This is a genomic window from Streptomyces sp. NBC_01506 (genome assembly GCF_045040295.1).
Taxonomy (GTDB): domain Bacteria; phylum Actinomycetota; class Actinomycetes; order Streptomycetales; family Streptomycetaceae; genus Streptomyces.
In genome coordinates this window covers 3,787,618-3,812,367 of record NZ_CP109422.1, presented here as the reverse complement: position 1 = coordinate 3,812,367, position 24,750 = coordinate 3,787,618, and the positions used below count along the sequence as shown (strand labels likewise).

Annotated in this window: 17 protein-coding genes, 3 rRNA genes and 1 pseudogene; 17 read left to right on the top strand and 4 right to left on the bottom strand. The window is 66.8% G+C overall.

All coding sequences use genetic code 11. The annotated features are described in order from the left end of the window. Positions 1-57: 57 nt before the first annotated feature. Positions 58-1,059 (top strand): GlxA family transcriptional regulator, encoded by a 1,002-nt coding sequence (locus OG329_RS16605; protein ID WP_405795955.1) that lies wholly within the window; start codon positions 58-60, stop codon positions 1,057-1,059. Here the strand turns inward: OG329_RS16605 and trpS are convergent. Next, positions 1,026-2,024 carry a tryptophan--tRNA ligase gene (gene trpS, locus OG329_RS16600; protein WP_405795953.1) on the bottom strand — a complete coding sequence of 333 codons (999 nt, stop codon included), beginning with the start codon at positions 2,022-2,024 and terminating at the stop codon, positions 1,026-1,028. The genes OG329_RS16605 and trpS overlap by 34 nt on opposite strands. Before the next feature lie 757 nt (positions 2,025-2,781). Between trpS and OG329_RS16595 the strand changes: the two genes are divergently transcribed. The 11 genes from OG329_RS16595 to OG329_RS16545 all read left to right on the top strand — a co-directional run bounded on the left by OG329_RS16595 (position 2,782) and on the right by OG329_RS16545 (position 15,269). After that, positions 2,782-4,305 (top strand): 16S ribosomal RNA (locus OG329_RS16595). 319 nt (positions 4,306-4,624) lie between these two features. Continuing rightward, positions 4,625-7,765 (top strand): 23S ribosomal RNA (locus OG329_RS16590). Between the two features lie 79 nt (positions 7,766-7,844). Then, positions 7,845-7,961 (top strand): 5S ribosomal RNA (gene rrf, locus OG329_RS16585). The 16S, 23S and 5S rRNA genes sit together here, the layout of an rRNA operon. A gap of 79 nt (positions 7,962-8,040) precedes the next feature. After that, a complete protein-coding gene (locus OG329_RS16580) occupies positions 8,041-8,685 on the top strand; it encodes an HAD family hydrolase (protein WP_405795951.1) in 645 nt (214 codons plus the stop codon). Positions 8,686-8,728: 43 nt separating this feature from the next. Next, complete coding sequence (locus tag OG329_RS16575) at positions 8,729-9,988, top strand: MFS transporter (RefSeq protein ID WP_405795949.1); 1,260 nt, start codon at positions 8,729-8,731, stop codon at positions 9,986-9,988. Next, complete coding sequence (locus tag OG329_RS16570) at positions 9,957-11,129, top strand: acetoin utilization protein AcuC (RefSeq protein WP_405795948.1); 1,173 nt, start codon at positions 9,957-9,959, stop codon at positions 11,127-11,129. The genes OG329_RS16575 and OG329_RS16570 overlap by 32 nt, the downstream gene beginning before the upstream one ends. 360 nt (positions 11,130-11,489) lie before the next feature. Beyond that, on the top strand, positions 11,490-12,305 hold the full coding sequence (locus tag OG329_RS16565; protein WP_405795947.1) for a phosphatase: 816 nt from the start codon (positions 11,490-11,492) through the stop codon (positions 12,303-12,305). A gap of 128 nt (positions 12,306-12,433) precedes the next feature. Continuing rightward, positions 12,434-12,646, top strand: a complete 213-nt coding sequence (locus tag OG329_RS16560; RefSeq protein WP_014046653.1) for a helix-turn-helix domain-containing protein — start codon at positions 12,434-12,436, stop codon at positions 12,644-12,646. Positions 12,647-12,756: 110 nt separating this feature from the next. Further along, a complete protein-coding gene (locus OG329_RS16555; protein WP_003948845.1) occupies positions 12,757-12,855 on the top strand; it encodes a 30S ribosomal protein bS22 in 99 nt (32 codons plus the stop codon). A 217-nt stretch (positions 12,856-13,072) separates the two neighbouring features. After that, positions 13,073-14,110, top strand: coding sequence for an NAD-dependent epimerase/dehydratase family protein (locus OG329_RS16550; protein WP_405795946.1), 1,038 nt, complete (start codon positions 13,073-13,075; stop codon positions 14,108-14,110). A gap of 1 nt (position 14,111) precedes the next feature. Next, positions 14,112-15,269: a lysophospholipid acyltransferase family protein gene (locus OG329_RS16545; RefSeq protein WP_405795945.1), complete on the top strand. Its 1,158-nt coding sequence runs from the start codon at positions 14,112-14,114 to the stop codon at positions 15,267-15,269. A 100-nt stretch (positions 15,270-15,369) separates the two neighbouring features. Here OG329_RS16545 and OG329_RS16540 read toward each other — a convergent pair whose 3' ends face one another. The 3 genes from OG329_RS16540 to OG329_RS16530 form a co-directional block, all read right to left on the bottom strand. After that, the gene (locus OG329_RS16540; protein ID WP_405795943.1) at positions 15,370-16,584 is read right to left on the bottom strand and encodes a DUF5667 domain-containing protein; all 1,215 of its coding nucleotides are present in this window, start codon (positions 16,582-16,584) and stop codon (positions 15,370-15,372) included. 276 nt (positions 16,585-16,860) lie between these two features. Then, a complete protein-coding gene (locus tag OG329_RS16535; RefSeq protein ID WP_242570655.1) occupies positions 16,861-17,661 on the bottom strand; it encodes an ECF subfamily RNA polymerase sigma factor, BldN family in 801 nt (266 codons plus the stop codon). 356 nt (positions 17,662-18,017) lie between these two features. Beyond that, entirely contained in the window at positions 18,018-18,968 is a 951-nt protein-coding gene (locus OG329_RS16530; RefSeq protein ID WP_405795941.1) for an HAD family hydrolase, read from the bottom strand. Positions 18,969-19,151: 183 nt separating this feature from the next. Here OG329_RS16530 and OG329_RS16525 point away from each other — a divergent pair, with 183 nt between their 5' ends. From OG329_RS16525 to OG329_RS16505, 5 genes and pseudogenes are all read left to right on the top strand, one after another. After that, positions 19,152-19,427 (top strand): glutaredoxin family protein, encoded by a 276-nt coding sequence (locus OG329_RS16525; protein WP_405795939.1) that lies wholly within the window; start codon positions 19,152-19,154, stop codon positions 19,425-19,427. Between the two features lie 322 nt (positions 19,428-19,749). Further along, on the top strand, positions 19,750-20,514 hold the full coding sequence (locus OG329_RS16520) for a redox-sensing transcriptional repressor Rex (protein ID WP_189107792.1): 765 nt from the start codon (positions 19,750-19,752) through the stop codon (positions 20,512-20,514). Beyond that, positions 20,511-21,902: pseudogene (locus tag OG329_RS16515) on the top strand (glutamyl-tRNA reductase); the annotation flags it as partial. The gene OG329_RS16520 and the pseudogene OG329_RS16515, both read left to right, overlap by 4 nt. 137 nt (positions 21,903-22,039) lie before the next feature. Continuing rightward, positions 22,040-23,008: a hydroxymethylbilane synthase gene (hemC, locus tag OG329_RS16510; RefSeq protein WP_405795937.1), complete on the top strand. Its 969-nt coding sequence runs from the start codon at positions 22,040-22,042 to the stop codon at positions 23,006-23,008. Further along, the gene (locus OG329_RS16505) at positions 23,005-24,660 is read left to right on the top strand and encodes a uroporphyrinogen-III synthase (RefSeq protein WP_405795935.1); all 1,656 of its coding nucleotides are present in this window, start codon (positions 23,005-23,007) and stop codon (positions 24,658-24,660) included. Before hemC ends, OG329_RS16505 begins: the two co-directional genes overlap by 4 nt. Positions 24,661-24,750: the final 90 nt, after the last annotated feature.

Here is a 24,750-nt window from a genome sequence, read left to right as displayed (position 1 = left end):
GTGCACCCACCTCCTCCAGAGCTACAGAAGTCAGCGGTCGATGGTTTACTGCCACCCATGGCCGACGCACCCGCTCCCATCTCCCAACGCATCGCCCTCCTCGCCCTTCCAGGTATCCGTGCCTTCGACATCTCGGTCATCACCGAGGTCTGGGGCGTCGACCGCACCGGCCGAGGCGTGCCCGCCTTCGACCTCCGCCGCCCGGCCGCCGACCCCGCGCCCATCCCCCTGCGCGGCGGGCTCACCCTCACCCCCGACCGCACCCTCGCCTGGCTCACCCGCGCCGACCTGATCGTCGTCCCCGGACTGGACGACCACCTCACCCCGGCCCCCGCACCCGTACTCGACGCCCTGCGCCGCGCCCACAGCCGAGGCACAACGATCGCCGCACTCTGCGGAGGCGCCTTCACCCTCGCCCAGGCCGGCCTTCTCGACGGCCGCCGCGCCATCACCCACTGGGACCTCACCGAACTCCTGCGCGAACACCACCCCCGGGTCAGCGTCGTCCCCGACGCACTCTTCCTGCACGACAGCAACATCTGGACCTCCGCCGGCACGGCAGCGGGCATCGACCTCTGCCTCCATCTCGTCCGCACGACACACGGAGCCGAGACGGCTGCGACCATCGCCCGCTCGATGGTCACGGCCCCCTACCGCACCGGCACCCAGGCCCAGTTCATCGAGCGGCCCACCCCCCGCGCCGACCGCGACGAGGACGCTCTCGCCTCCGTACGCGAATACGCCCTGCACCACCTCGACCGGCCGCTCACCATCACCGACCTCGCCACCCACGCGGGCATGTCCCCCCGTTCCTTCGCCCGACACTTCCAGGCCACCACCGGCACCACGCCCCTTCGCTGGCTCATCGCACAGCGCCTCGCGGCGGCCCAGAAACTCCTCGAACGCACCGACCTCCCCATGGCCGAGGTCGCGAGCCGCACAGGCTTCGGCAGCGAGGTGACCATGCGCCAGCACTTCGCCGGCCACCTCGGCACCAGCCCACGCGACTACCGCGCCGCATTCCGTCAGCCGGCGGGCAGAAGCCCGATCGCCTCATAGGCGGCATCCACCACCGGCCGGGCCATCCCTCTGGCCCGCTCCGCACCCTCCTTAAGAACCTGATCCACATGACCGGGATCCGCCGCAAGCTCCGCATGCCGCGCCCGGACGGGCCGCAACAGCTCGACGACGGCCTCGGCAGTGTCTTGCTTGAGTGAGCCGTACGACTCGTATACACCGGCCAGCTCAATTGGGTTCCCGCCGCCGCACGCCGCCAGAATCTCCAGCAGATTCGCCACCCCCGGCTTGGCGACCGGGTCGTACTCGACCTCGCGCCCGCTGTCCGTGACCGCCCGCATCACCTTCTTGCGCACCACGTCCGTCTCGTCCAGCAGATAGACGATCCCCGCCCCGGACTCGTGCGACTTCCCCATCTTCGAACTCGGGTCCTGCAGATCCATGACCCGCGCCGCCACGGGCGGATTCGTGGCCCTGGGCACGGTGAACGTCGGCCCGTAGCGAAGGTTGAAACGCTCGGCCAGGTCGCGGGTCAGCTCCACGTGCTGCGTCTGATCGTCACCGACCGGCACCTCGTCGGTCCGGTACGCGAGGATGTCCGCCGCCATCAGCGCCGGGTAGGTCAGCAACGACGTCCGCACACTCTGTCCGGCGGCCTTGGCCCGGACGGATTTCTCCTTGTACTGGATCATGCGCCGCAGCTCGCCGTCCGTGGCCGTGCACTCCAGTAGATAGGAGAGCCGGGTGTGCTGGTCCACATGACTCTGCACGAACAGCGTGCACCGGGCCGTGTCCAGCCCGGCCGCCAGCATCAGCGTCGCCGCCTGCCGGCTGAGCCTGCGCACCCGGGCCGGATCGTGCTCCACGGTCAGGGCATGCAGATCGACGATGCTGAACAGAGCATCGGCCCGGTACTGATCCACCTCCGCCCACCTGCGCAGGGCTCCGAGGTAGTTGCCCAACGTCAGATGGCCCGTCGGCTTGATCCCGCTGAAGATCCGCGTCATGTCTGTCGTCCCACTCCTGGTCGGAGCCGCCGCCGTGGGGGCCGGGCTCCCGGAACTCCAACAGGGGAGAAACGCGAACGGCCGCCAGAGCGGCGGCCGTTGGTTGCACACGTGTCAGCAGGCCGCCGTCAGACGGCCCGCCAACTGAAGTCACACGCATGCGTAGTCATGCGGGCCAGGGTACGCGCCCCGTACCCCGATGACCCGAAGTTGACACGTCCCGCGTGCGACCGTAATGTTCTCCGGGCTGTCCGAAGTGAGCATCGACCCCGGTCGATCCCCGGACGGTCATTCCGCAAGACCACTGCAAACGTGCGACATCCGGTCGCTCTGTTTTGTATGCGCTTTTGCGAAATGAGGAATCCGCGTTCGAAGGGACGCGAACCCCGATTAGCGTCGGGGGATCGGTTCCGCTAAAGTCTCACTCGTCGGAACGGCCGAAGGGCCGGAAAGACAAATCCCGCTGACTGGGAATCAGGCGCCAAAAGGTTCTGATAGAGTCGGAAACGCAGGACAGCAAGACCGAAGGGAAAGCCCGGAGGGCCCGGAGACGGGTTCGAAGGAAGCGTCCGTTCCTTGAGAACTCAACAGCGTGCCAAAAGTCAACGCCAGATATGTTGATACCCCGACCTCGTCCACATTCTGTGGGCTGGGTTGAGGTTCCTTTGATAGAAACACAGCGAGGACGCTGTGAACGGCCGGTCTTATTCCGACTGGTTGTTCCGCTCTCGTGGTGTCACCCGATATCGGGTAAACATTCACGGAGAGTTTGATCCTGGCTCAGGACGAACGCTGGCGGCGTGCTTAACACATGCAAGTCGAACGATGAAGCCTTCGGGTGGATTAGTGGCGAACGGGTGAGTAACACGTGGGCAATCTGCCCTGCACTCTGGGACAAGCCCTGGAAACGGGGTCTAATACCGGATAATACTGTGCCCCTCATGGGGGATGGTTGAAAGCTCCGGCGGTGCAGGATGAGCCCGCGGCCTATCAGCTTGTTGGTGGGGTAATGGCCTACCAAGGCGACGACGGGTAGCCGGCCTGAGAGGGCGACCGGCCACACTGGGACTGAGACACGGCCCAGACTCCTACGGGAGGCAGCAGTGGGGAATATTGCACAATGGGCGAAAGCCTGATGCAGCGACGCCGCGTGAGGGATGACGGCCTTCGGGTTGTAAACCTCTTTCAGCAGGGAAGAAGCGAAAGTGACGGTACCTGCAGAAGAAGCGCCGGCTAACTACGTGCCAGCAGCCGCGGTAATACGTAGGGCGCAAGCGTTGTCCGGAATTATTGGGCGTAAAGAGCTCGTAGGCGGTCTGTCACGTCGGGTGTGAAAGCCCGGGGCTTAACCCCGGGTCTGCATTCGATACGGGCAGACTAGAGTGTGGTAGGGGAGATCGGAATTCCTGGTGTAGCGGTGAAATGCGCAGATATCAGGAGGAACACCGGTGGCGAAGGCGGATCTCTGGGCCATTACTGACGCTGAGGAGCGAAAGCGTGGGGAGCGAACAGGATTAGATACCCTGGTAGTCCACGCCGTAAACGTTGGGAACTAGGTGTTGGCGACATTCCACGTCGTCGGTGCCGCAGCTAACGCATTAAGTTCCCCGCCTGGGGAGTACGGCCGCAAGGCTAAAACTCAAAGGAATTGACGGGGGCCCGCACAAGCAGCGGAGCATGTGGCTTAATTCGACGCAACGCGAAGAACCTTACCAAGGCTTGACATACACCGGAAAGCATCAGAGATGGTGCCCCCCTTGTGGTCGGTGTACAGGTGGTGCATGGCTGTCGTCAGCTCGTGTCGTGAGATGTTGGGTTAAGTCCCGCAACGAGCGCAACCCTTGTTCTGTGTTGCCAGCATGCCCTTCGGGGTGATGGGGACTCACAGGAGACCGCCGGGGTCAACTCGGAGGAAGGTGGGGACGACGTCAAGTCATCATGCCCCTTATGTCTTGGGCTGCACACGTGCTACAATGGCCGGTACAATGAGCTGCGATACCGCAAGGTGGAGCGAATCTCAAAAAGCCGGTCTCAGTTCGGATTGGGGTCTGCAACTCGACCCCATGAAGTCGGAGTTGCTAGTAATCGCAGATCAGCATTGCTGCGGTGAATACGTTCCCGGGCCTTGTACACACCGCCCGTCACGTCACGAAAGTCGGTAACACCCGAAGCCGGTGGCCCAACCCCTTGTGGGAGGGAGCTGTCGAAGGTGGGACTGGCGATTGGGACGAAGTCGTAACAAGGTAGCCGTACCGGAAGGTGCGGCTGGATCACCTCCTTTCTAAGGAGCACTTCTTACCAAGTTCGCTTGGTCAGAGGCCATTTCGTCGGCACCTGTCCGACGGTGGTTGCTCATGGGTGGAACGTTGACTATTCGGCACTCCTGGTCTTCATGGCCTGTCAGTACTGCCCTCTTGGGGGCGTGGAAAGCAGTCCGGGTGGATCGGGAGGGCCGGGCGCGCTGTTGGGTGTCTGAAGGTACGGGCGGCGTGAGCTGTTTGTGTCTTCGGGATGCCGGCCCCGGTGAACTCGTCTTTTGGGACGGGGTGGCGGGTGGTTGGTCGTTGTTTGAGAACTGCACAGTGGACGCGAGCATCTGTGGCCAAGTTTTTAAGGGCGCACGGTGGATGCCTTGGCACCAGGAACCGATGAAGGACGTGGGAGGCCACGATAGTCCCCGGGGAGCCGTCAACCAGGCTTTGATCCGGGGGTTTCCGAATGGGGAAACCCGGCAGTCGTCATGGGCTGTCACCCGTACCTGAACACATAGGGTATGTGGAGGGAACGAGGGGAAGTGAAACATCTCAGTACCCTCAGGAAGAGAAAACAACCGTGATTCCGGGAGTAGTGGCGAGCGAAACCGGATGAGGCCAAACCGTATGTGTGTGAGACCCGGCAGGGGTTGCGCATACGGGGTTGTGGGAGTGCACTTGATCAGTCTGCCGGCTGGTCGGAGAGTCAGAAACCGTACAGGTAGGCGAAGGACATGCGAAAGGTCCGGCGTAGAGGGTAAGACCCCCGTAGCTGAAATCTGTACGGCTCTCTTGCGTATTTCCCAAGTAGCACGGGGCCCGAGAAATCCCGTGTGAATCTGGCGGGACCACCCGCTAAGCCTAAATATTCCCTGGTGACCGATAGCGGATAGTACCGTGAGGGAATGGTGAAAAGTACCGCGGGAGCGGAGTGAAATAGTACCTGAAACCGTGTGCCTACAAGCCGTGGGAGCGTCGCTGTATGTGCTTGCACATACAGTCGTGACTGCGTGCCTTTTGAAGAATGAGCCTGCGAGTTTGCGGTGTGTTGCGAGGTTAACCCGTGTGGGGAAGCCGTAGCGAAAGCGAGTCCGAACAGGGCGCCGTCTTTAATTAGACACTGAGTAGCACGCTCAAGACCCGAAGCGGAGTGATCTAGCCATGGGCAGGTTGAAGCGGCTGTAAGAGGTCGTGGAGGACCGAACCCACCAGGGTTGAAAACCTGGGGGATGACCTGTGGTTAGGGGTGAAAGGCCAATCAAACTCCGTGATAGCTGGTTCTCCCCGAAATGCATTTAGGTGCAGCGTCGTGTGTTTCTTGCCGGAGGTAGAGCACTGGATAGGCGATGGGCCCTACCGGGTTACTGACCTTAGCCAAACTCCGAATGCCGGTAAGTGAGAGCGCGGCAGTGAGACTGTGGGGGATAAGCTCCATGGTCGAGAGGGAAACAGCCCAGAGCATCGACTAAGGCCCCTAAGCGTACGCTAAGTGGGAAAGGATGTGGAGTCGCAGAGACAACCAGGAGGTTGGCTTAGAAGCAGCCACCCTTGAAAGAGTGCGTAATAGCTCACTGGTCAAGTGATTCCGCGCCGACAATGTAGCGGGGCTCAAGCGTACCGCCGAAGTCGTGTCATTCGTACATATAGCCTCAACGGGCGTGCGGATGGGTAGGGGAGCGTCGTGTGCCGGGTGAAGCAGCCGCGGAAGCGAGTTGTGGACGGTTCACGAGTGAGAATGCAGGCATGAGTAGCGATACACACGTGGGAAACGTGTGCGCCGATTGACTAAGGGTTCCTGGGTCAAGCTGATCTGCCCAGGGTAAGTCGGGACCTAAGGCGAGGCCGACAGGCGTAGTCGATGGACAACCGGTTGATATTCCGGTACCCGCTTTGAAACGCCCAGTACTGAATCAGGCGATGCTAAGACCGTGAAGCCGCCCTGAGCTCTTCGGAGTGTAGGGGAGTGGTGGAGCCGTCGGACCAGACTTGTAGTAGGTAAGCGATGGGGTGACGCAGGAAGGTAGTCCAGCCCGGGCGGTGGTTGTCCCGGGGTAAGGGTGTAGCCCGAGAGATAGGCAAATCCGTCTCTCATGCAGGGTGAGACCTGATGCCGAGCCGATTGTGGTGAAGTGGATGATCCTATGCTGTCGAGAAAAGCCTCTAGCGAGTTTCATGGCGGCCCGTACCCTAAACCGACTCAGGTGGTCAGGTAGAGAATACCGAGGCGTTCGGGTGAACTATGGTTAAGGAACTCGGCAAAATGCCCCCGTAACTTCGGGAGAAGGGGGGCCATTTCCGGTGATCACTCTTGCAGTGTGAGCTGGGGGTGGCCGCAGAGACCAGCGAGAAGCGACTGTTTACTAAAAACACAGGTCCGTGCGAAGCCGTAAGGCGATGTATACGGACTGACGCCTGCCCGGTGCTGGAACGTTAAGGGGACCGGTTAGTCACATTTCGGTGTGGCGAAGCTGAGAACTTAAGCGCCAGTAAACGGCGGTGGTAACTATAACCATCCTAAGGTAGCGAAATTCCTTGTCGGGTAAGTTCCGACCTGCACGAATGGCGTAACGACTTCTCGACTGTCTCAACCATAGGCCCGGTGAAATTGCACTACGAGTAAAGATGCTCGTTTCGCGCAGCAGGACGGAAAGACCCCGGGACCTTTACTACAGTTTGATATTGGTGTTCGGTTCGGCTTGTGTAGGATAGGTGGGAGACTTTGAGATCGGGACGCCAGTTCCGGTGGAGTCGCCGTTGAAATACCACTCTGGTCGTGCTGGATGTCTAACCTGGGTCCGTGATCCGGATCAGGGACAGTGTCTGATGGGTAGTTTAACTGGGGCGGTTGCCTCCTAAAGAGTAACGGAGGCGCCCAAAGGTTCCCTCAGCCTGGTTGGTAATCAGGTGTTGAGTGTAAGTGCACAAGGGAGCTTGACTGTGAGACCGACGGGTCGAGCAGGGACGAAAGTCGGGACTAGTGATCCGGCGGTGGCTTGTGGAAGCGCCGTCGCTCAACGGATAAAAGGTACCCCGGGGATAACAGGCTGATCTTCCCCAAGAGTCCATATCGACGGGATGGTTTGGCACCTCGATGTCGGCTCGTCGCATCCTGGGGCTGGAGTCGGTCCCAAGGGTTGGGCTGTTCGCCCATTAAAGCGGTACGCGAGCTGGGTTTAGAACGTCGTGAGACAGTTCGGTCCCTATCCGCTGCGCGCGCAGGAGTCTTGAGAAGGGCTGTCCCTAGTACGAGAGGACCGGGACGGACGAACCTCTGGTGTGCCAGTTGTCCTGCCAAGGGCATGGCTGGTTGGCTACGTTCGGGAGGGATAACCGCTGAAAGCATCTAAGCGGGAAGCCTGCTTCGAGATGAGGACTCCCACCCACTTGATGGGGTAAGGCTCCCAGTAGACGACTGGGTTGATAGGCCGGATATGGAAGCACTGTGAGGTGTGGAGTTGACCGGTACTAATAGGCCGAGGGCTTGTCCTCAGTTGCTCGCGTCCACTGTGTTAGTTCTGAGACAACGAACGACCGTGTTTTTTCCGGTTGGTTCAGTGTTTCATTGTGTTTCGGTGGTCATTGCGTTAGGGAAACGCCCGGTTACATTCCGAACCCGGAAGCTAAGCCTTTCAGCGCCGATGGTACTGCAGGGGGGACCCTGTGGGAGAGTAGGACGCCGCCGAACAATCTTTAGCCTCAGCCCCCGAACCATGTGTTCGGGGGCTGAGGCATTTCTGCGTTCAGGGGCCGTTTACAGTCGGCGTATGAGCTATGAACTGGTCATCTTCGACAATGACGGCGTCCTCGTCGACAGCGAGCCGCTTGCCAACACCATCCTCGCCGGCTATCTCACCGAACTCGGTCATCCCACCACCTACGAGGATTCGCTCCGCGACTACATGGGGTCCGCCGTGCACCGCGTGCACGATCTCGTACGCGAGAGAACCGGGCAGCGGCTGCCGGAAGACTTTGACGACACGCTGCACAGTCGCGTATTCGCCGCGTTCGAGCGGGAGTTGAAGCCGGTGGAGGGCGTCACCGACGTGCTGGAGAAGCTGGCCGCGGACGGGCGGCGGTACTGCGTCGCGTCGTCCGGGAGCCATGAGCGGATCCGGGTGGGGCACCGTAAGACCGGGCTGGACCGTTGGTTCGAGCCGGGGATCGTCTTCAGCGCGCAGGATGTCGGGCGGGGAAAGCCGGCGCCCGATCTCTTCCTGCACGCCGCCGAGCGCATGGGTGTCTCTCCCGCGCGGTGCGTCGTCGTCGAGGACAGCCCGCACGGAGTGACCGCGGCGCTGGCGGCCGGGATGGACGTGTACGCGTTCACCGCGATGACCCCCGTCGAGAAGATGCCGGGCGCCACCGCGTTCTTCTCCTCCATGGCCGAGCTTCCGGAACTGCTTGGCTGATCCATCTACCCCTGGGTAGCGCGGCGCCATACGCTGTCCGGCCATGACAGCCAAGACAGCCAAGCCGGACAACACAGATGTGCGGTTGAAACACGGACGGGTGTCCCTGGCGCTGAGCTTCTTCGTGCAAGGGGTGGCCTTCGCCCTCCTCGTCACGCGCATCCCCGCCATCCAGGACCGGTACGGGATATCCGACGCACTGCTTCCGGTCTTTCTGGCGGCCGTGCCGATTCTCGCCGGTGTGGGCAGCGTCCTCACCGAGAAGATCGTCGCGCGCGTGCGTCCCCAGGTCGTACTGAGGTGGACCCAGCCGCTCGTGCTGCTCGCGCTTCTCGGAGTTGCCGCCGGTGATCAGGTGTGGCAACTCGCCGCGTCGCTCGGTGCGTTCGGGCTGTCGGTCGGTGCGCTCGACGCGTCGATGAACATGCTGGGGGTACGCCTCCAGCGGGCGTACGGGCGCAGCATCATGCTCGGCTTCCATGCCACGTACAGCCTCGGGGGCATCGTGGGGGCCTCGCTCGCCTGGGCGGGCGCGCACTGGGATCTGTCCCTGCTGGTGTCGTATCTGCCGGTCGTGGTGGTGCTGTTGCCGGCCGCGCTCGTCGGGAGCCGTTGGTACACAGACGCGGCGGATGCGGATACGGATACGGACGCGGGTAGCCCCAGAACGACCAGCGCCGGCGCCGGCGCAGTCGCGGGCGGGGGCATCGCCTTCAAGGCCCTGTTGCCGCTCTGCCTCGTCATGACCTTCGCCTACATCGGCGACTCCACCGTCTCCAACTGGAGCGCGAAGTACCTCCAGGACGTCCTGGGCAGCTCCGACGAGGTCGCCACCGTCCCGTACAACGCCTACATGGTCACCACACTCCTCGGCCGCGCCGCCGGAGACCTCGGGGTGCGCCGCTTCGGGCCCGTCGCCGTCGTGCGGTTCGGGTCGCTGTTCGCCGCCGCCGGGTTCGCGGTCGTCGCGCTGGCGCCGGGCGCGTGGGTGGGGATTCTGGGGTTCACCGTGCTCGGGTTCGGGCTGTGCGTCCTTGTACCGCAGTGTTTCGCCGCCGCCGGGCGGATGTTTCCCGAGGCCAGCGACGCGGCTGTCGCCCGGCTGAACATCTTCAACTACGTGGGTTTCCTGATCGGCTCGCCGCTCGTCGGCGCGCTCGGTGACGTGTGGAGCTACCGGGGCGCGATGCTCGTACCGATGCTCATGATCCTTGTGACGCTTGTGTATGCCCGCTCGTTCGCCGACGGCAGCGCCCGATACGGTGGCGGGCATGACCGGTCGCGCACAGTTGATGTGGGATGACGCCGTAACGGGTTACAACTTCGGGTCCAGTCACCCGATGGACCCGGTACGCCTGGCTCTGACGAGGGAGCTGGTGCGCGCGTACGGGCTCGACGGCGTGGTGGACGTGGTGTCCGCCCAGCCGGCCGGGGATTCGACGCTCAGACTCGTCCACCACGAGGATTACATCGACGCGGTACGGCGCTACTCGGCCGACCCGAGGGCCGCGGACGGTTCGTACGGCATCGGTACGGTGGACGATCCCGCCTTCGCCGGGATGCACGAGGCGTCCGCGCTGATCGCCGGGCAGTCGGTCGGCGCCGCCGAGGCCGTGTGGCGCGGCGAGACGAACCACGCCGTGAACTTCGCCGGCGGTCTGCACCACGCGATGCCCGGCTCCGCGTCGGGCTTCTGCATCTACAACGACGCGTCGCTCGCGATCGCGCGGTTCCTGGAGCTGGGCGCGGAGCGCGTCGCGTACGTGGACGTGGACGTGCACCACGGGGACGGCGTCCAGGCGGCGTTCTGGGACGACCCGCGCGTCCTGACGATCTCGCTGCACGAGCATCCGCGCACGCTGTTCCCGCAGACCGGCTGGCCGGAGGAGACGGGTGACGGCGCGGGCGAGGGCAGCGCGGTCAATCTGCCGCTGCCGGCCGGGACGGGTGACGAGGGGTGGCTGCGGGCGTTCCACGCCGTCGTGCCGGAGCTGCTGGCGGACTTCCGGCCGCAGGCGTTGGTGACGCAGCACGGGGCCGATACGCACTTCGAGGACCCGCTGGCGCATCTCGCGGTGTCGCTGGACGCGCAGCGCGCGGTGCAGTCGTCCTGCCACGACCTGGCGCACGAGTACGTGGACGAGGGGCGCTGGGTCGCGCTGGGCGGCGGCGGATACTCGGTCGTGGATGTGGTGCCGCGCTCCTGGACGCATCTGGTGTCGATCGCGGCGCACGCGCCCATCGACCCGGAGTCGGCGGTGCCGGAGTCGTGGCGGGAGGTGGTCTACGCCCGTACGCGCGAGTCCGCTCCGCGGCGGATGACGGATGGGCGGGCGGTGGATTGGGCGGCGTGGGACGACGGTTACGACCCTGCGGATCGGTTGGACCAGGCGGTGCTTGCCACGCGGCGGGCGGTGTTTCCGTTGCGGGGGCTGTTGGCTTGAACCGGGGCCGCCGCCGCCCGGTGGGCGGTTCGTCCTCAATCGCCGGACGGGCTTGATCGGCCGGCCTGGTGGTGTCCTCAATCGCCGGACGGGCTTGTTGTGGCGGGCGGGCTTGGTTGGGCGCACGGCCCAGTCGTGTCCTCAATCGCCGGACGGGCTTGATTGGCCGGCCTGGTGGTGTCCTCAATCGCCGGACGGGCTTGTTGTGGCGGGTGGGCTTGGTTGGGCGCACGGCCCAGTCGTGTCCTCAATCGCCGGACCGGCTTATTGGGGGCGGGCGGGCTTGTCTGGGTTACGCCAACTGTGGGGTGGCGCAGGCGTTTTGGTTCAGGGCGTGGTGTCTTGCGGGAGCATCGGGGTGTGCTGAGTACCGGAGCCCTACGGGCCCACCTGCTGGCCACCGGACTGGCCGGCGCCGTGGCCACCACGCGGGAGCAGAGCCTGCGCAGTTACCGCCTCTTCGCCGCCGGTGATCCGCGCGCGACGCTGGGGCTCACCCCCGAACGGGCCTGGTGCGAGCGGGACTTGCTACGGCTCATGGCCGACCGGTGCGGGGTCTCCGGGGATCCGGCGTATGTCTCCGGCGGTGATGTCATCGACCCCGAGCGGACGTTGAGCAGCCTCGACGCCTTCGCCGCGCGCCTCGGCGCGGCGGCCGGCCGGCGGGCTCCCGTGCTGTTCGGGACCGGGCATCCGCACCGGTTGATCGGGTTCTACGCGGGGCTGGCAGACGCTTTGTCGGCGGCGGGATGCCTCGTACTCACCCCCGCGAAGGGGCGATGTATCGACATAACGACCCGGTTCGGCGTACGCACGCACCACCTCGACTACGTACGAAGAGTCGCGTTGGTGCGGGAATCCGAAACATCGCACGCCGGGAGTGAGACCGGCGCACACAGCCATTCCCCCCTCCCCGTTCGGGTTGTGCTGGACAGTGCCGCCGAGGCCGGCGGGCCGCTTCCCGAGTTGGTCGTCGGAGACCATGGATGGGTCTGCGGGGCAGGTCAGTTGGGCATTGAGGCCATCGGTCTCGCGGACACCGACGACCCCGCGCTGTTCGTGGGTGAGGCCGAGGGGCGCGTCTCCGTCGTCGTTCCGGTTGACGACGGCGTGCGGTCCGATTTTTACCGTCCGCTGACGCGCTATGTACTCAATCGAGCCCGTCTGTCACAGTAGGCGACCATGTGCTGCTCCTCTTCCCCACTCGTACCACCCGCCCCTAGTCTGGGGAGTGAGCGCACAACGACGAAGAGTCACCGGAGGGGAAGCCGGTGGCCGTCGGGTGCGGAAGGTACAGGTGGGTCATGGCTGCTGGCAGCGAGAGACCTCTCAACGAGGTCAAGTTCCTTACCGTGGCGGAAGTCGCCTCGGTGATGCGAGTGTCGAAGATGACCGTGTACCGATTGGTGCACAGTGGTCATCTGCCGGCGATCCGGGTGGGTAGATCTTTCCGGGTTCCGGAGCAAGCGGTTCACGAGTATCTCCGCGAGTCTTTCGTGGGGGTCGAATCCGCCTGAGATTTCCCTCGGATTACGTCCCTCACTCGGCGACGGGTAGGCTGGGCCAACGTAGGTCGTGTGGGCCCAGACGCCCCGCACCGAGTGAAGAGAAGTGAGCGAGGGTAGTCGTGGGCTCTGTTATCAAGAAGCGGCGTAAGCGGATGGCCAAGAAGAAGCACCGCAAGCTGCTCAAGCGCACCCGCGTTCAGCGTCGTAACAAGAAGTAGACGACTGGCTGAACGTGACATCACGGCCCTTCCACCATGCAGGTGGGAGGGCCGCGGTGCGTTCCGCCGCACTGAGGTCGGTTCGGGTCAAAGATTCGCGAAGGTGCGGAGAAGAGCCTCGCGAGGTCGTCACTTGACTACGGCGAACCGCTACGGTGACGGCTGAGGCAAGCAATGTGCTTGGGCCAGACATCAAATTCAGGGGAAGGCGCTGATCTTGGGCAAGGTCGTGCTCGTGACCGGAGTGGCCCGCCAGCTCGGCAGCCGTCTCGTACGGCGAATCCTGCGCGATTCCGAGGTGGACCGGGTCATCGGCGTGGACGCCGTGACCCCCGAGCACAGTCTCGGCGGTGCCGATTTCGTCCGGGCGGACATCCGCCAGCCCGCCATAGCGCGCGTCCTGGCCGAGCACGCCGTCGACACCGTCGTGCACATGGACGTGACGGGGACCCCGCTCGGCGCCGGCGGCCGGACGGCCGTCAAGGAGACGAACGTCATCGGCACCATGCAGCTCCTCGGCGCCTGCCAGAAGTCGCCCACCGTCGAGCGCCTGGTCATCAAGTCCAGTACGAGCGTGTACGGCTCCGCGTCGCGCGACCCCGCCGTCTTCACCGAGAACACCCCGCCCAAGTCGCTGCCCAGCGGCGGCTTCGCGAAGGACGCGGTGGAGGTCGAGGGGTACGTACGCGGGTTCGCGCGCCGTCGGCCGGACGTCGCCGTGTGCGTACTGCGCTTCGCGAACATCCTCGGGCCCGCGGCGGATTCACCGCTCGCCGAGTATCTGTCGCTGCCCGTGCTGCCGACGGTCTTCGGTTACGACCCCCGGCTCCAGTTCGTCCACGAGGACGACGTGATCGACGTCCTGCGGATCGCCCTGCACGAACCCCGGCGGTCCACGCTCAACAGCGGGACCTTCAACATCGCCGGTGAGGGCGTGCTGTTGCTCTCGCAGTGCTCCCGGCGGCTCGGCAGGCCGACCGTGCCGGTGCTGCTGCCGGCCGTGACCTGGGTCGGGTCCGCGCTGCGCACGCTCGGGGTGACCGACTTCTCGCCGGAGCAGATCCGGCTGCTGACCCATGGCAGGGTCGTCAGTACCGATCAGATGCGCGAGACACTGGGATTCGTACCCACGTACACGACGGCGGAGGCATTCACGGACTTCGCACGGAGCAGGGGTGCCGGGCTGTTGCCGCCGGAGGCTGTCGCCGACGCGGTCGACCAGTTCGCCACCCTCGTCAGCAAGGAGCGCATCTGACATGGCCGATGCCAAGGTCATCCCCTTCGGCGAAGACCCCCGGTCACGGCGTGCGGCGAAGGGTGCCGCGGCGAAGGGCGCCGCCGCGAAGCGCGCGCGGGGGCGGGGCAACTCGGCCTCTGCCTCGTCCTCGTCCTCGTCTCCGGCCTCGTCGTCGCCCGCGTCGGGACCCAAGCCGCAACCGCTCGCGTCCGTTCCCGATCAGCCCGACGGGGTCGAGGACACCATGGCCGACGAACCGCACACGCCCGACCCGGTTCAGCCCGAGTCTGCCGGGCCCGCCGGGCCTGCCGGAGCTGCCGAGGAGGAGTCCGGCGGCAGCGCCTGGGACCGGCGGCTCGCCGAGGGCTTCGCTTTCCTGCGGCGCCGTGTCACCGGTGACTACGAAGTCGACGAGTTCGGGTACGACAAGGAACTCACCGACCAGGTCCTGATGTCGTTGATCCGGCCCCTCTACGCGAACTACTTCCGCGTCGAGGTGAAGGGCATCGAGAACATCCCTGCGGACGGCGGCGCCCTGGTGGTGTCCAACCACTCCGGCACCCTCCCGCTCGACGGGCTGATGATGCAGGTCGCCGTCCACGACAACCACCCCGCAGGCCGCCATCTGCGGCTGCTCGCCGCCGACCTGGTGTTCATGCTGCCGGTCGTCAACGAGCTGGCGCGCAAGGCCGGTCACACCCTCGCCTGCGCCGAGGACGCGGAGCGGCTGCTCCAGCGCGGCGAGATCGTCGGCGTGATGCCGGAAGGCTTCAAGGGCCTCGGGAAGCCCTTCGGCGAGCGCTACAAATTGCAGCGCTTCGGCCGGGGCGGCTTCGTATCGACGGCGCTGCGGCACGGTGTGCCGATCGTGCCGTGCTCGATCGTCGGGGCGGAGGAGATCTACCCGATGATCGGCAACTCCAAGACGCTGGCGCGGCTGCTGGGATTCCCGTACTTCCCGATCACGCCGACGTTTCCGTGGCTCGGGCCGCTGGGCGCGCTGCCGCTGCCGACGAAGTGGACGATCCAGTTCGGCGAGCCGATCCCCACGGACGGGTATCCGCCGGAGGCGGCCGAGGATCCGATGCTGATGTTCAATCTGACCGATCAGGTGCGGGAGCAGATCCAGCACACGCTCTACAAGCTGCTCGTGCAGCGCCGTTCGGTGTTCTTCTGACCGCTGTGTAAGACGTCAAGACGAGACAAGACAAGACGAGACAAGACGAGAGAGGCGAGGGCCGGTGGCCCTCGCCTCTCTCTCGCATAGCGCGCCTTCCTCAGTCCGCGTTCTCCGTGTCGATGCCGAGACCCGGCAGCAGACCCGGCAGTAGCGGCGGAAGCGTGACGTCCGGAGCCGGCGGCAGGCCGCCCTGGCCGGGCGCCGACGGACGGTCGCTGTCGGACGGCGGGTTGAGCAGGTCGCCGGGTGCGCCGGGCAGCAGCCCGGCGTCCTGCGAGGCCCCGGGACCGGACGGGCTCGGCTTGTCCCCGCTGTCCGTACGGCCCTTGGCGGGGGCCGACTTCGACGGCGACGGGCCGCTGTCCGTACCGCCCGAGTTGCCGGTGCCCGTCGTGGGGCCGCCGGGTGCCTGCGAGCGATGGTCCTTCTCGGGACCGCGCGGCAGCAGCGACTGCAACGGGGCGACATCCTCGTCTATGGCGTCGAACACCGAGTTGACCTGGCTGCCCACGTCGCTGAGCTGCGGTGGCAGTTGGCCCCGCAGCCCGTTCCAGATGGCGCGGTGCGATTCGGAGAACGAGGAGAGCGTCGCGATCGACTTGATCTTGCCGTCCTTCTCGTACGCCTTGTGCAGCAGCCGGTGGCCCTCGGTGGCGTCGTGCCTCATGCCGTTGAGCGCCCGGCGGATCTCGCCGAGCGATTCATGGTCCAGCGCGCCGGAGCGGCCACGCTCCAGCAGTCGGCGGGCTTCGCTCAGCCGGGTCGACGCGTGGTCGAGGTAGAGACTGCCTCGGTCGGCGTCCTCGTCGGCCATGCCCAGCTTGAAGTCCTCCATGCCGCGCTTCAGCCCGTACAGCGAATCACCGGGCAGGGCGTCGGAGCTGGCGGCGGCCACTCCGCCGAAGGCACTGGCGGCCACCCCGACGGTGAGTCCTCCGGCCGCGAGCCCTTTCGACCAGCGGGATTTGGGACGGAGCTTGCGGAGCGGGGACGCCCGGTGGGCTCCCCTCCCCGATGTCCGCCGCTGCTCGGGCACCGTAGGGCCCGTGGGCTCGGCTCCGCCCGCCGTGCCCTCCAGCAGCATGGTCTCCATGGCCGCTACGAGCTGTGCCCGTTGCACCACTTTGACCTCGGGGTCCAGCGTGGGTCTCGGTAGCTCGCCGAGACCGTTCGCCAGGGCCAACAGCCGCCCCTGCTCAGTCGGTTCGGCCGACGCGGCGGGCTGTTCCACCGCCGCGCCCTGGGGCGTCCGGTCTTCCAGGGCCTGGGCGAAGGCGTTCGCCCGCCGGTGTGCCGAGACATTCGCGATCACTGGCGGCACCTCCTCTCGTCATGACGATCGACTCCCCTGGGGGTTCGGAAGGTTGCACGCCTTGAGCGCATCCACAGGGAGCCTGCATCCCGCACAACGAGCGTCGCGGCACTTGGGTTACGCGCGAAAGATGATCGGACCAGTGCGTCATCGAGGCGTCACCGACGGTGAGTTGAGCGGGGTTCGGGACCGGTGGACATCACCGGTGGCCGCCGTCGGCGGCCGGGTCCATGGGCGGGCCACCGGCGGGCCATGGGTGGGTCCATGGCCCGCACGTCAGCGGGCGTCCTCCGGGAGAAGTCGCGCCAGCGTGCGCACGGCCCGGTACTGCAAGGTTTTGATCGCTCCTTCGTTCTTCCCCATCACCCGGGCCGTCTCGGCGACCGAGAGCCCTTGCAGGAAGCGCAGCGTCACGCACTCCTGCTGCTGGGGGTTGAGTTTGCGTACGGCTTCGAGCAGCGCGGCGTTCGAAAGGGACTCTAGGACGGAGTCCTCCGGGCTGCGCTCCACCTCGTTGGCGTCGAGCATTTCGCCGGTGGTCACTTCGAGCCGGAAACGGCTCGACTTGAAGTGGTCCGCGACCAGATTCCGGGCGATCGTGACCAGCCAGGCGCCGAAGTCGCGGCCCTGCCAGGTGAACGTGGAGATACGCCGCAGGGCGCGCAGGAAGGTCTCACTGGTGAGGTCCTCCGCCGTCGCCTTGCCGCCCACGCGGTAGTAGATGTAGCGGTAGACGGTGTCGCTGTACTGGTCGTACAGCCTGCCGAACGCTTCGGCCTCGCCGGCCTGGGCGCGCTCGACGAGCTCCATCATGCGGGCGCTGTCGCTGTCCGCCGTGGGCCGGCGGACGGGGGTGGAGGCGGCGGTGGTGCTGCTGTGTCGGCTTCCCCGTCTGCCGACCGCCGCACCGCCGTTCGCCAGGGCATAGCAAGGACCAATCGGGCCGGACACGGCAGGGGCCGCGGCGGCGTGGGCGGGGACGGCGTACGCGGTGGGGACGAAGCCGCGCAAGCGGTCGATGACCGATGCGCGCAGCGTAGCCAGGCCCGAGGCGTCAACCCCGACGTGTGGGTACACGGGACTCCCAGAGGCAGAGCTTCCATCACGTTCAGTGCGGGACCGTTCACTCGTCGTGGCGACGTGTGGGGTCCGGTATGCGTCTGAGGAGAATAACGCTTCGTACAGGCAGCACTACACCCAGTTGCTCAAATCATCGATTACGTCGCTTCTGTTACGCCTATACGGCGAATCAAGTAGCACTTTGTGAACGGTTATTGATCGTTTGATGTCGCGCTGTGTTGGCCGAGGTGATCGGAGCCGGTCGATTCGGCCACGGCGGCAAGGCGGCACGGCGGCGCGGCGCGTACGTCAGCGGCTCAGCGGCTCAGCAGCCGGTGGCTCGGTGGCTCGGGCGTCAGCGCGGCGTCAACGGCTCAACGGCGGCGGCGGTGCAGTGCCACCGCGGCGGCCGTGCCGCCCGCCAGCGCGCCGACCCCGGCGGCGGCCGGGATGCCGACCTTGGCCGCCTTGCGGCCCGTCCGGTAGTCCCGCAGCCGCCAGTCACGGTCCTTGGCGTGCTTGCGGAGTTTGCTGTCCGGGTTGATCGCGTACGGATGTCCGACCAGCGACAGCATCGGGATGTCGTTGTGCGAGTCGCTGTACGCCGCGCAGCGGGCCAGGTCGAAGTCCTCGGCCGCCGCCAGCGCCCGTACCGCCTCGGCCTTCGCCGGGCCGTGCAGGGGCTCGCCGACGAGCTTGCCCGTGTACACGCCGTCGACCGACTCGGCGACCGTGCCGAGCGCGCCGGTCAGTCCCAGGCGCCGGGCGATGATCGTGGCCGTCTCGACGGGCGCGGCGGTCACCAGCCAGACCTGCTGCCCGGCGTCGAGGTGCGCCTGGGCGAGGGTGCGGGTGCCGGGCCAGATGCGGTCGGCCATGTACTCGTCGTAGATCTCCTCGCCGATGGACATCAGCTCGGCGACCCGGTGGCCCTTGACGATCGACAGCGCACTGTCCCGCGCGTCCTGCATGTGCTGCGGGTCCTCGACGCCGGCGAGCCGGAACCATGCCTGCTGCCAGGCGAACCGGGCCAGTTCGCGGCGCTGGAAGAACTTGCGTTTGTACAGCCCGCGTCCGAAGTGGAAGATCGCGGCGCCCTGCATGACGGTGTTGTCCAGGTCGAAGAACGCCGCGGCGCGCGCGTCCCCGAAGACGGGGAAGTCGGGCACGACGGGTTCGGGCTCGGCGGTGTCTGTCGGTGCCGTGCCGACGCCGTCGATCTCCTGCGACGACTTGAGTCCTGCCTCTGCTGCGGCCTCACCCGCGAGCACGCTCCGTGCTGTCGCGGAGCGCTTACGGGGGGTGAGCCATCCCAGTGCGGCCATAGCGTGAGCATAGCCAGTCTGTTCGGTACATCCGGACGCCTCGGGGTGCCGTCGGTGTGAACTCTCCGGGAAGGCGGCGGGCGGGGCGTGGGCGGGCCGGCTCCGGGACGGCCTCCGTACGACGGATCGGGCGGCTTCCGTACGGCGGCTTCCGTACGGCGGAGAGGGCGGAGAATGGACCCCATGAGTCCTCTCCTGCGCCGTACGAAGAAGAAGTCCGCCGAACGCGTGGTGACACTCGTCTCCAAACCCGGCTGTCATCTCTGCGACGACGCGCGCGCCGTCGTGGCCTCGGTGTGCGCCGAGACCGGGGCGTCCTGGGAGGAGAAGGACATTACGGCCGACGAAGAGTTGCACCGCGCCTACTGGGAGCAGATCCCGGTCGTGCTCGTGGACGGCGAACAGCACACCTTCTGGCGGGTTGACGCCGATCGTCTCCGCAAGGAACTGGGGCCCTGACAGAAAGACGGTTACGATCGTGGGCGCTTTGCCGAGCCTTTTACGAAGAGCCGGGACGACCTGCCTCCGGCGGGCGCGGCGAAGCGGTCTCGGGGGCGTGGTCATGAGGAGTTGTACGGTTTTGCCCCCAAAGTGGGTTCAACGGGCCGGTGCGGTCGAGGGTTCCAAGATCCCTCGTTCGGGTCGCGTGACCCCGGTCACTTCGCCTGGACAAAGCGGACACAATCTTTGTGCACGCGTTCACAAAGACATACCCTGCACACGACGGGGCGGTCCTTGGACATCCGGCCGCCTACAGCCCCGCTCATCCCGCAGGAGCACCGTGGCAACTGGCCGAACTCACCGACCGGCGACCCGTAGCCGAGGAATCCCCGAGGCCACGGTCGCCCGGCTTCCGCTGTATCTGCGGGCGCTCACCGCACTCTCCGAGCGCTCCGTACCCACTGTGTCGTCCGAGGAACTGGCCGTGGCCGCCGGGGTCAACTCCGCGAAGCTGCGCAAGGACTTCTCGTATCTCGGCTCCTACGGAACACGCGGCGTCGGGTACGACGTGGAATACCTCGTCTACCAGATCTCCCGCGAACTCGGGCTCACCCAGGACTGGCCCGTCGTCATCGTCGGTATCGGTAATCTCGGCGCCGCGCTCGCCAATTACGGCGGATTCGCCTCCCGCGGCTTCCGCGTCGCCGCGCTGATCGACGCCGACCCCGAGATGGCAGGCAAGCCGGTCGCCGGCATTCCCGTCCAGCACACGGACGAGCTGGAGCGCATCATCAGCGACAACGGCGTCTCCATCGGGGTCATCGCGACCCCGGCGGGCGGTGCCCAGCAGGTCTGCGAGCGCCTGGTCGCCGCCGGGGTCACCTCGATCCTCAACTTCGCACCGACCGTACTGACCGTGCCGGACGGTGTGGACGTACGGAAGGTCGACCTCTCGATCGAGCTCCAGATCCTCGCCTTCCACGAGCAGCGCAAGGCCGGTGAGGAAGCAGCCGCCGCCGAGGCCGGTACGCCGCCGCCGATCCGCTCCACCGCCGCGAGCCGGAAGGGACCCGACGGGGAAGTCCCCGCCGTGATGCCGGCATGAGTCTTCTGGTCATCGGTCTGAGCCACCGCAGCGCGCCCGTGAGCGTGCTGGACCGGGCTTCGCTGTCACCGGACAGCGGGATCAAGCTTCTTCAGAACGTGCTCGCCGCCGAACCGGCGACCGAGGCGGCCGTCCTCACCACCTGCAACCGGGTCGAGCTGTACGCGGACGTGGACAAGTTCCACGCGGGCGTCGCCGAGCTGTCCACGCTCCTGGCCCGGCACAGCGGTGTCGGTCTGGACGAGCTGACCCCGTATCTCTATGTGCATTACGAGGACCGTGCCGTCCACCATCTCTTCTCGGTGGCCTGCGGACTGGACTCGATGGTCGTCGGCGAGGGCCAGATCCTCGGGCAGATCAAGGACGCGCTCGCGCGCGCCCAGGAGCTGCACACCGCGGGCCGCCTCCTCAACGACCTTTTCCAGCAGGCGTTGCGGGTCGGCAAGCGTGCCCACAGCGAGACCGGGATCGACCGGGCCGGGCAGTCGCTCGTCACCTTCGGTCTTCAGCAGCTCGCCGCAGGCACGGACACCGGCACGGACGCAGGCACGGACGCAAGCACGGACACCGGCACGGACACCGGCACGGACGTCGACATCTGGGCCAAGGGCCGCCGCGCGCTGGTGATCGGCGCCGGTTCGATGTCCTCGCTCGCCGCCGCGACACTCGCGCGCGCCCGGGTCGCCGAGATCGTCGTCGCCAACCGCACGGCCGCGCGCGCGGACCGGCTGGTGGAGATCCTGAACGAGCCCGGCGGTACGGGAGTTGAGGCCCGCGCTGTCGACATGGCCGCCGTCGCGGCCGAGTTGACACGTGCCGACGTCGTCGTCTCGTGCACCGGCGCCACGGGTCTCGTCCTGACGGCCGACGCTGTCGAGGCGGCCCTGGCCGGTGGCCGGGAACTCGCGCTCCTCGACCTCGCCATGCCCCGCGACATCGATGCCGCCGTCCACCGCCTCGCCGGTGCCCGGCTGATCGACATCGAGGCCCTGGCCGACGCGTCCGCCGACGCCCCGATGGCCGCCGACGTCGAACAGGTCAAGCGGATCGTCGCCGACGAGGTCGCCGCCTTCGGCGCGGCCCAGCGCGCCGCGCACATCACGCCGACCGTCGTCGCCCTGCGCGCCATGGCCGCCGATGTCGTCACCAACGAGATCACGCGCCTGGAGGGCCGGCTCCCCGGCCTGGACGAGCGGCAGCGCGCCGAGATCACGCAGACCGTACGCCGCGTGGTCGACAAGCTTCTGCACGCTCCGACCGTGCGGGTGAAGCAGCTCGCGGGTGAGCCGGGCGGCGCCGGTTACGCGGACGCGCTGCGCGAGCTTTTCGACCTCGACCCGCAGACGGTCGCCGCCGTCAGCCGGGCCGACAGCCGGGCCGACAACCGTGCGGACGACCGTGCGGACAGCCGTGCGGACAGTCGGTCCGGCGACCGCGGCGAGGCCGGTGACCGGAACGTCGTACCCGGCGACCGCAGCGCACCCGTCGACCGGAACGCGGTCGACGTCACGAACCGAGGGCGAGTATGACCGAGAAGACACTGAGACTCGGGACCAGGCGCAGCAAGCTCGCCATGGCCCAGTCCGGGCTGGTGGCCGACGCCGTGAGCGAGTTGACCGGACGGGCCGTGGAGCTGGTGGAGATCACCACGTACGGCGACACCTCCCGCGAGCGGCTGTCCCAGATCGGCGGCACCGGCGTCTTCGTCACCGCGCTGCGCGACGCGCTGCTGAGCGGCGAGGTCGACTTCGCCGTCCACTCGCTCAAGGACCTGCCCACGGCACAGCCCGACAGCCTCACGCTGGCCGCCGTACCGCGCCGTGAGGACCCCAGGGACGTGCTGATCGCGCGCGACGGGCTGACCCTCGACCAACTGCCGCACGGCGCCAGGATCGGTACGGGCTCCGCCCGGCGTACGGCACAGCTCAACGCGTACGCCCGCAGCCACGATCTGCTCATAGAGACCGTGCCGATACGCGGGAACATCGACACCCGTATCGGCTACGTCCACAGCGGCGAGCTGGACGCGGTGGTGCTGGCCGCCGCGGGTCTCAACCGACTTGGCAGGAGCGGTGAGGTGACCGACTTCCTGTCGGTCGACTCCGTCCTGCCGGCCCCCGGCCAGGGGGCACTCGCCGTCGAATGCGTGGCTTCCGACCAGGAACTCGCCACCGCACTCGCCGGCCTCGACGATCCGCGCACGCGGATCGCCGTCACCGCGGAACGTTCCCTGCTCGCCGCCCTGGAGGCCGGTTGCAGCGCACCTGTGGGTGCGCTGGCCGACCTGCTGGGCGACGGACAGGACACGCGATTTGTCAACGAACTGCGCCTGCGTGGCGTCGTCGGCACGACCGACGGCTCGACGCTGGTGCAGTTGTCCATCACCGGTCCCGTACCCACGTCGCACGACGACGCCGTCGCGCTCGGTCGCGAACTCGCGTCCGAGATGCTTGCCAAGGGTGCGGCCGGTCTTATGGGGGAGCGAGCACTTTGAGCCCCATCGCCGACCATCCGGCCGTCCACGCATCAGGGCACGTCACCTTCCTCGGTGCCGGACCCGGGGATCCGGGTCTGCTGACACTCCGCGCCGTCGAGGCGCTTGCCGGGGCGGAGGTACTGATCGCCGAGCCGGATGTGCTCGAACTCGTACGCGCCCATGCTCGTGCGGGTGTGAGCACGCCGGAGATGACGATCGTTGACGATGCGTCAACAGCCGCCGGTATCCCCGCGATCCGGGATGCCGTCAATCTTGTCATGGAGGCCGCGCGCGGCGGCAAGCGGGTCGTCCGTGCGGTGACCGGGGACCCCGGTCTCGACGGCGACACCGGCGCCGAGATGCTGGCGTGCGCCGCCGCGGGCATTCCCTTCGAGGTCGTGCCCGGTATCGCCGCCGCTGTCGGGGTGCCCGCCTACGCGGGTGTGCCGCTGCGCGACGCGCAGGGCACCGACGTCCGCTTCGTCGACAGCCGTACGGCCGGTGAGCGCTGCTGGACCGAACTCGGCGCGAGCGACGGCACGGTGGTCGTCTCGGCGACGCTCGACACGGTCGCCGCGACCGCCGGTGAGTTCGTCGCGGCGGGGCGCAAGCCCGACACGCCGATGACGGTCACCGTCGCCGGTACGACGACGCGTCAGCGCACCTGGTCCGCGACGCTCGGCACGATCGCGCTGACGCTGAAGCAGGCGAAGGTCCTGCCCTCGGCGTCCGGGCATCAGCCGGTCATAGCCGTGGTCGGGGAGCGCAGCGCGCCCGCGCAGCGCGACCAGCTCGCGTGGTTCGAGTCCAAGCAGTTGTTCGGCTGGAAGGTGCTCGTCCCGCGCACGAAGGAGCAGGCCGCCTCGCTCTCCGACCAGCTTCGGTCGTACGGTGCCGTACCGCACGAGGTCCCGACCATCGCGGTCGAACCGCCGCGTACGCCCCAGCAGATGGAGCGCGCGGTCAAGGGGCTCGTCACCGGGCGCTACGAGTGGATCGCCTTCACGTCGGTCAACGCGGTGAAGGCCGTCAGGGAGAAGTTCGAGGAGTACGGGCTCGACGCCCGTGCCTTCGCGGGGATCAAGGTCGCCGCGGTCGGCGAGCAGACCGCCGCCGCGCTGGTCGACTTCGGCGTCAAGCCGGACCTGGTGCCCAGCGGTGAGCAGTCCGCCGCAGGGCTGCTCGAGGACTGGCCGCCGTACGACCCGGTCTTCGACCCGATCGACCGGGTGTTCCTGCCGCGCGCCGACATCGCCACGGAGACGCTGGTCGCCGGGCTGATCGAACTCGGCTGGGAGGTGGACGACGTCACGGCCTACCGGACCGTACGCGCGTCGCCGCCGCCCGCCGAGACGCGGGAGGCCATCAAGGGCGGGGGCTTCGACGCGGTGATGTTCACCTCGTCGTCCACCGTGCGGAATCTGGTCGGGATCGCGGGCAAGCCGCACAACGTGACCGTCATCGCGTGTATCGGCCCGGCGACCGCCAAGACGGCGGAGGAGCACGGGCTGCGGGTGGACGTGCTGGCGCCGGAGCCTTCGGTGCACAAGCTGGCCGAGGCGCTGGCGGCGTTCGGCGCGGAGCGCCGGGAGGCGGCGCGCGAGGCCGGCGAGACGGTGACGCGGCCGAGCGAGCGGCGGCCGGGGTCGAGGCGGCGGCGTACGACGTAGGTCGTGGTTTCGTGGGCCCGTGGGGGGCTCCCGTCCATGCGGCGTAGCGTGGACGGGGACGACAGCTCTTTCGGACCATGAGGCGACTCA

Excerpts from the sequence above, each read along its gene's own strand:
- OG329_RS16580 (WP_405795951.1), top strand. The coding sequence starts at position 8,041 with ATGAGCTATGAACTGGTCATCTTCGACAATGACGGCGTCCTCGTCGAC.
- OG329_RS16530 (WP_405795941.1), bottom strand. The coding sequence starts at position 18,968 with ATGGCCGCACTGGGATGGCTCACCCCCCGTAAGCGCTCCGCGACAGCA.
- OG329_RS16525 (WP_405795939.1), top strand. The coding sequence starts at position 19,152 with ATGAGTCCTCTCCTGCGCCGTACGAAGAAGAAGTCCGCCGAACGCGTG.
- hemC (WP_405795937.1), top strand. The coding sequence starts at position 22,040 with ATGACCGAGAAGACACTGAGACTCGGGACCAGGCGCAGCAAGCTCGCC.
- OG329_RS16570 (WP_405795948.1), top strand. The coding sequence starts at position 9,957 with ATGACCGGTCGCGCACAGTTGATGTGGGATGACGCCGTAACGGGTTAC.
- OG329_RS16560 (WP_014046653.1), top strand. The coding sequence starts at position 12,434 with ATGGCTGCTGGCAGCGAGAGACCTCTCAACGAGGTCAAGTTCCTTACC.
- trpS (WP_405795953.1), bottom strand. The coding sequence starts at position 2,024 with ATGACGCGGATCTTCAGCGGGATCAAGCCGACGGGCCATCTGACGTTG.
- OG329_RS16605 (WP_405795955.1), top strand. The coding sequence starts at position 58 with ATGGCCGACGCACCCGCTCCCATCTCCCAACGCATCGCCCTCCTCGCC.
- OG329_RS16575 (WP_405795949.1), top strand. The coding sequence starts at position 8,729 with ATGACAGCCAAGACAGCCAAGCCGGACAACACAGATGTGCGGTTGAAA.
- OG329_RS16545 (WP_405795945.1), top strand. The coding sequence starts at position 14,112 with ATGGCCGATGCCAAGGTCATCCCCTTCGGCGAAGACCCCCGGTCACGG.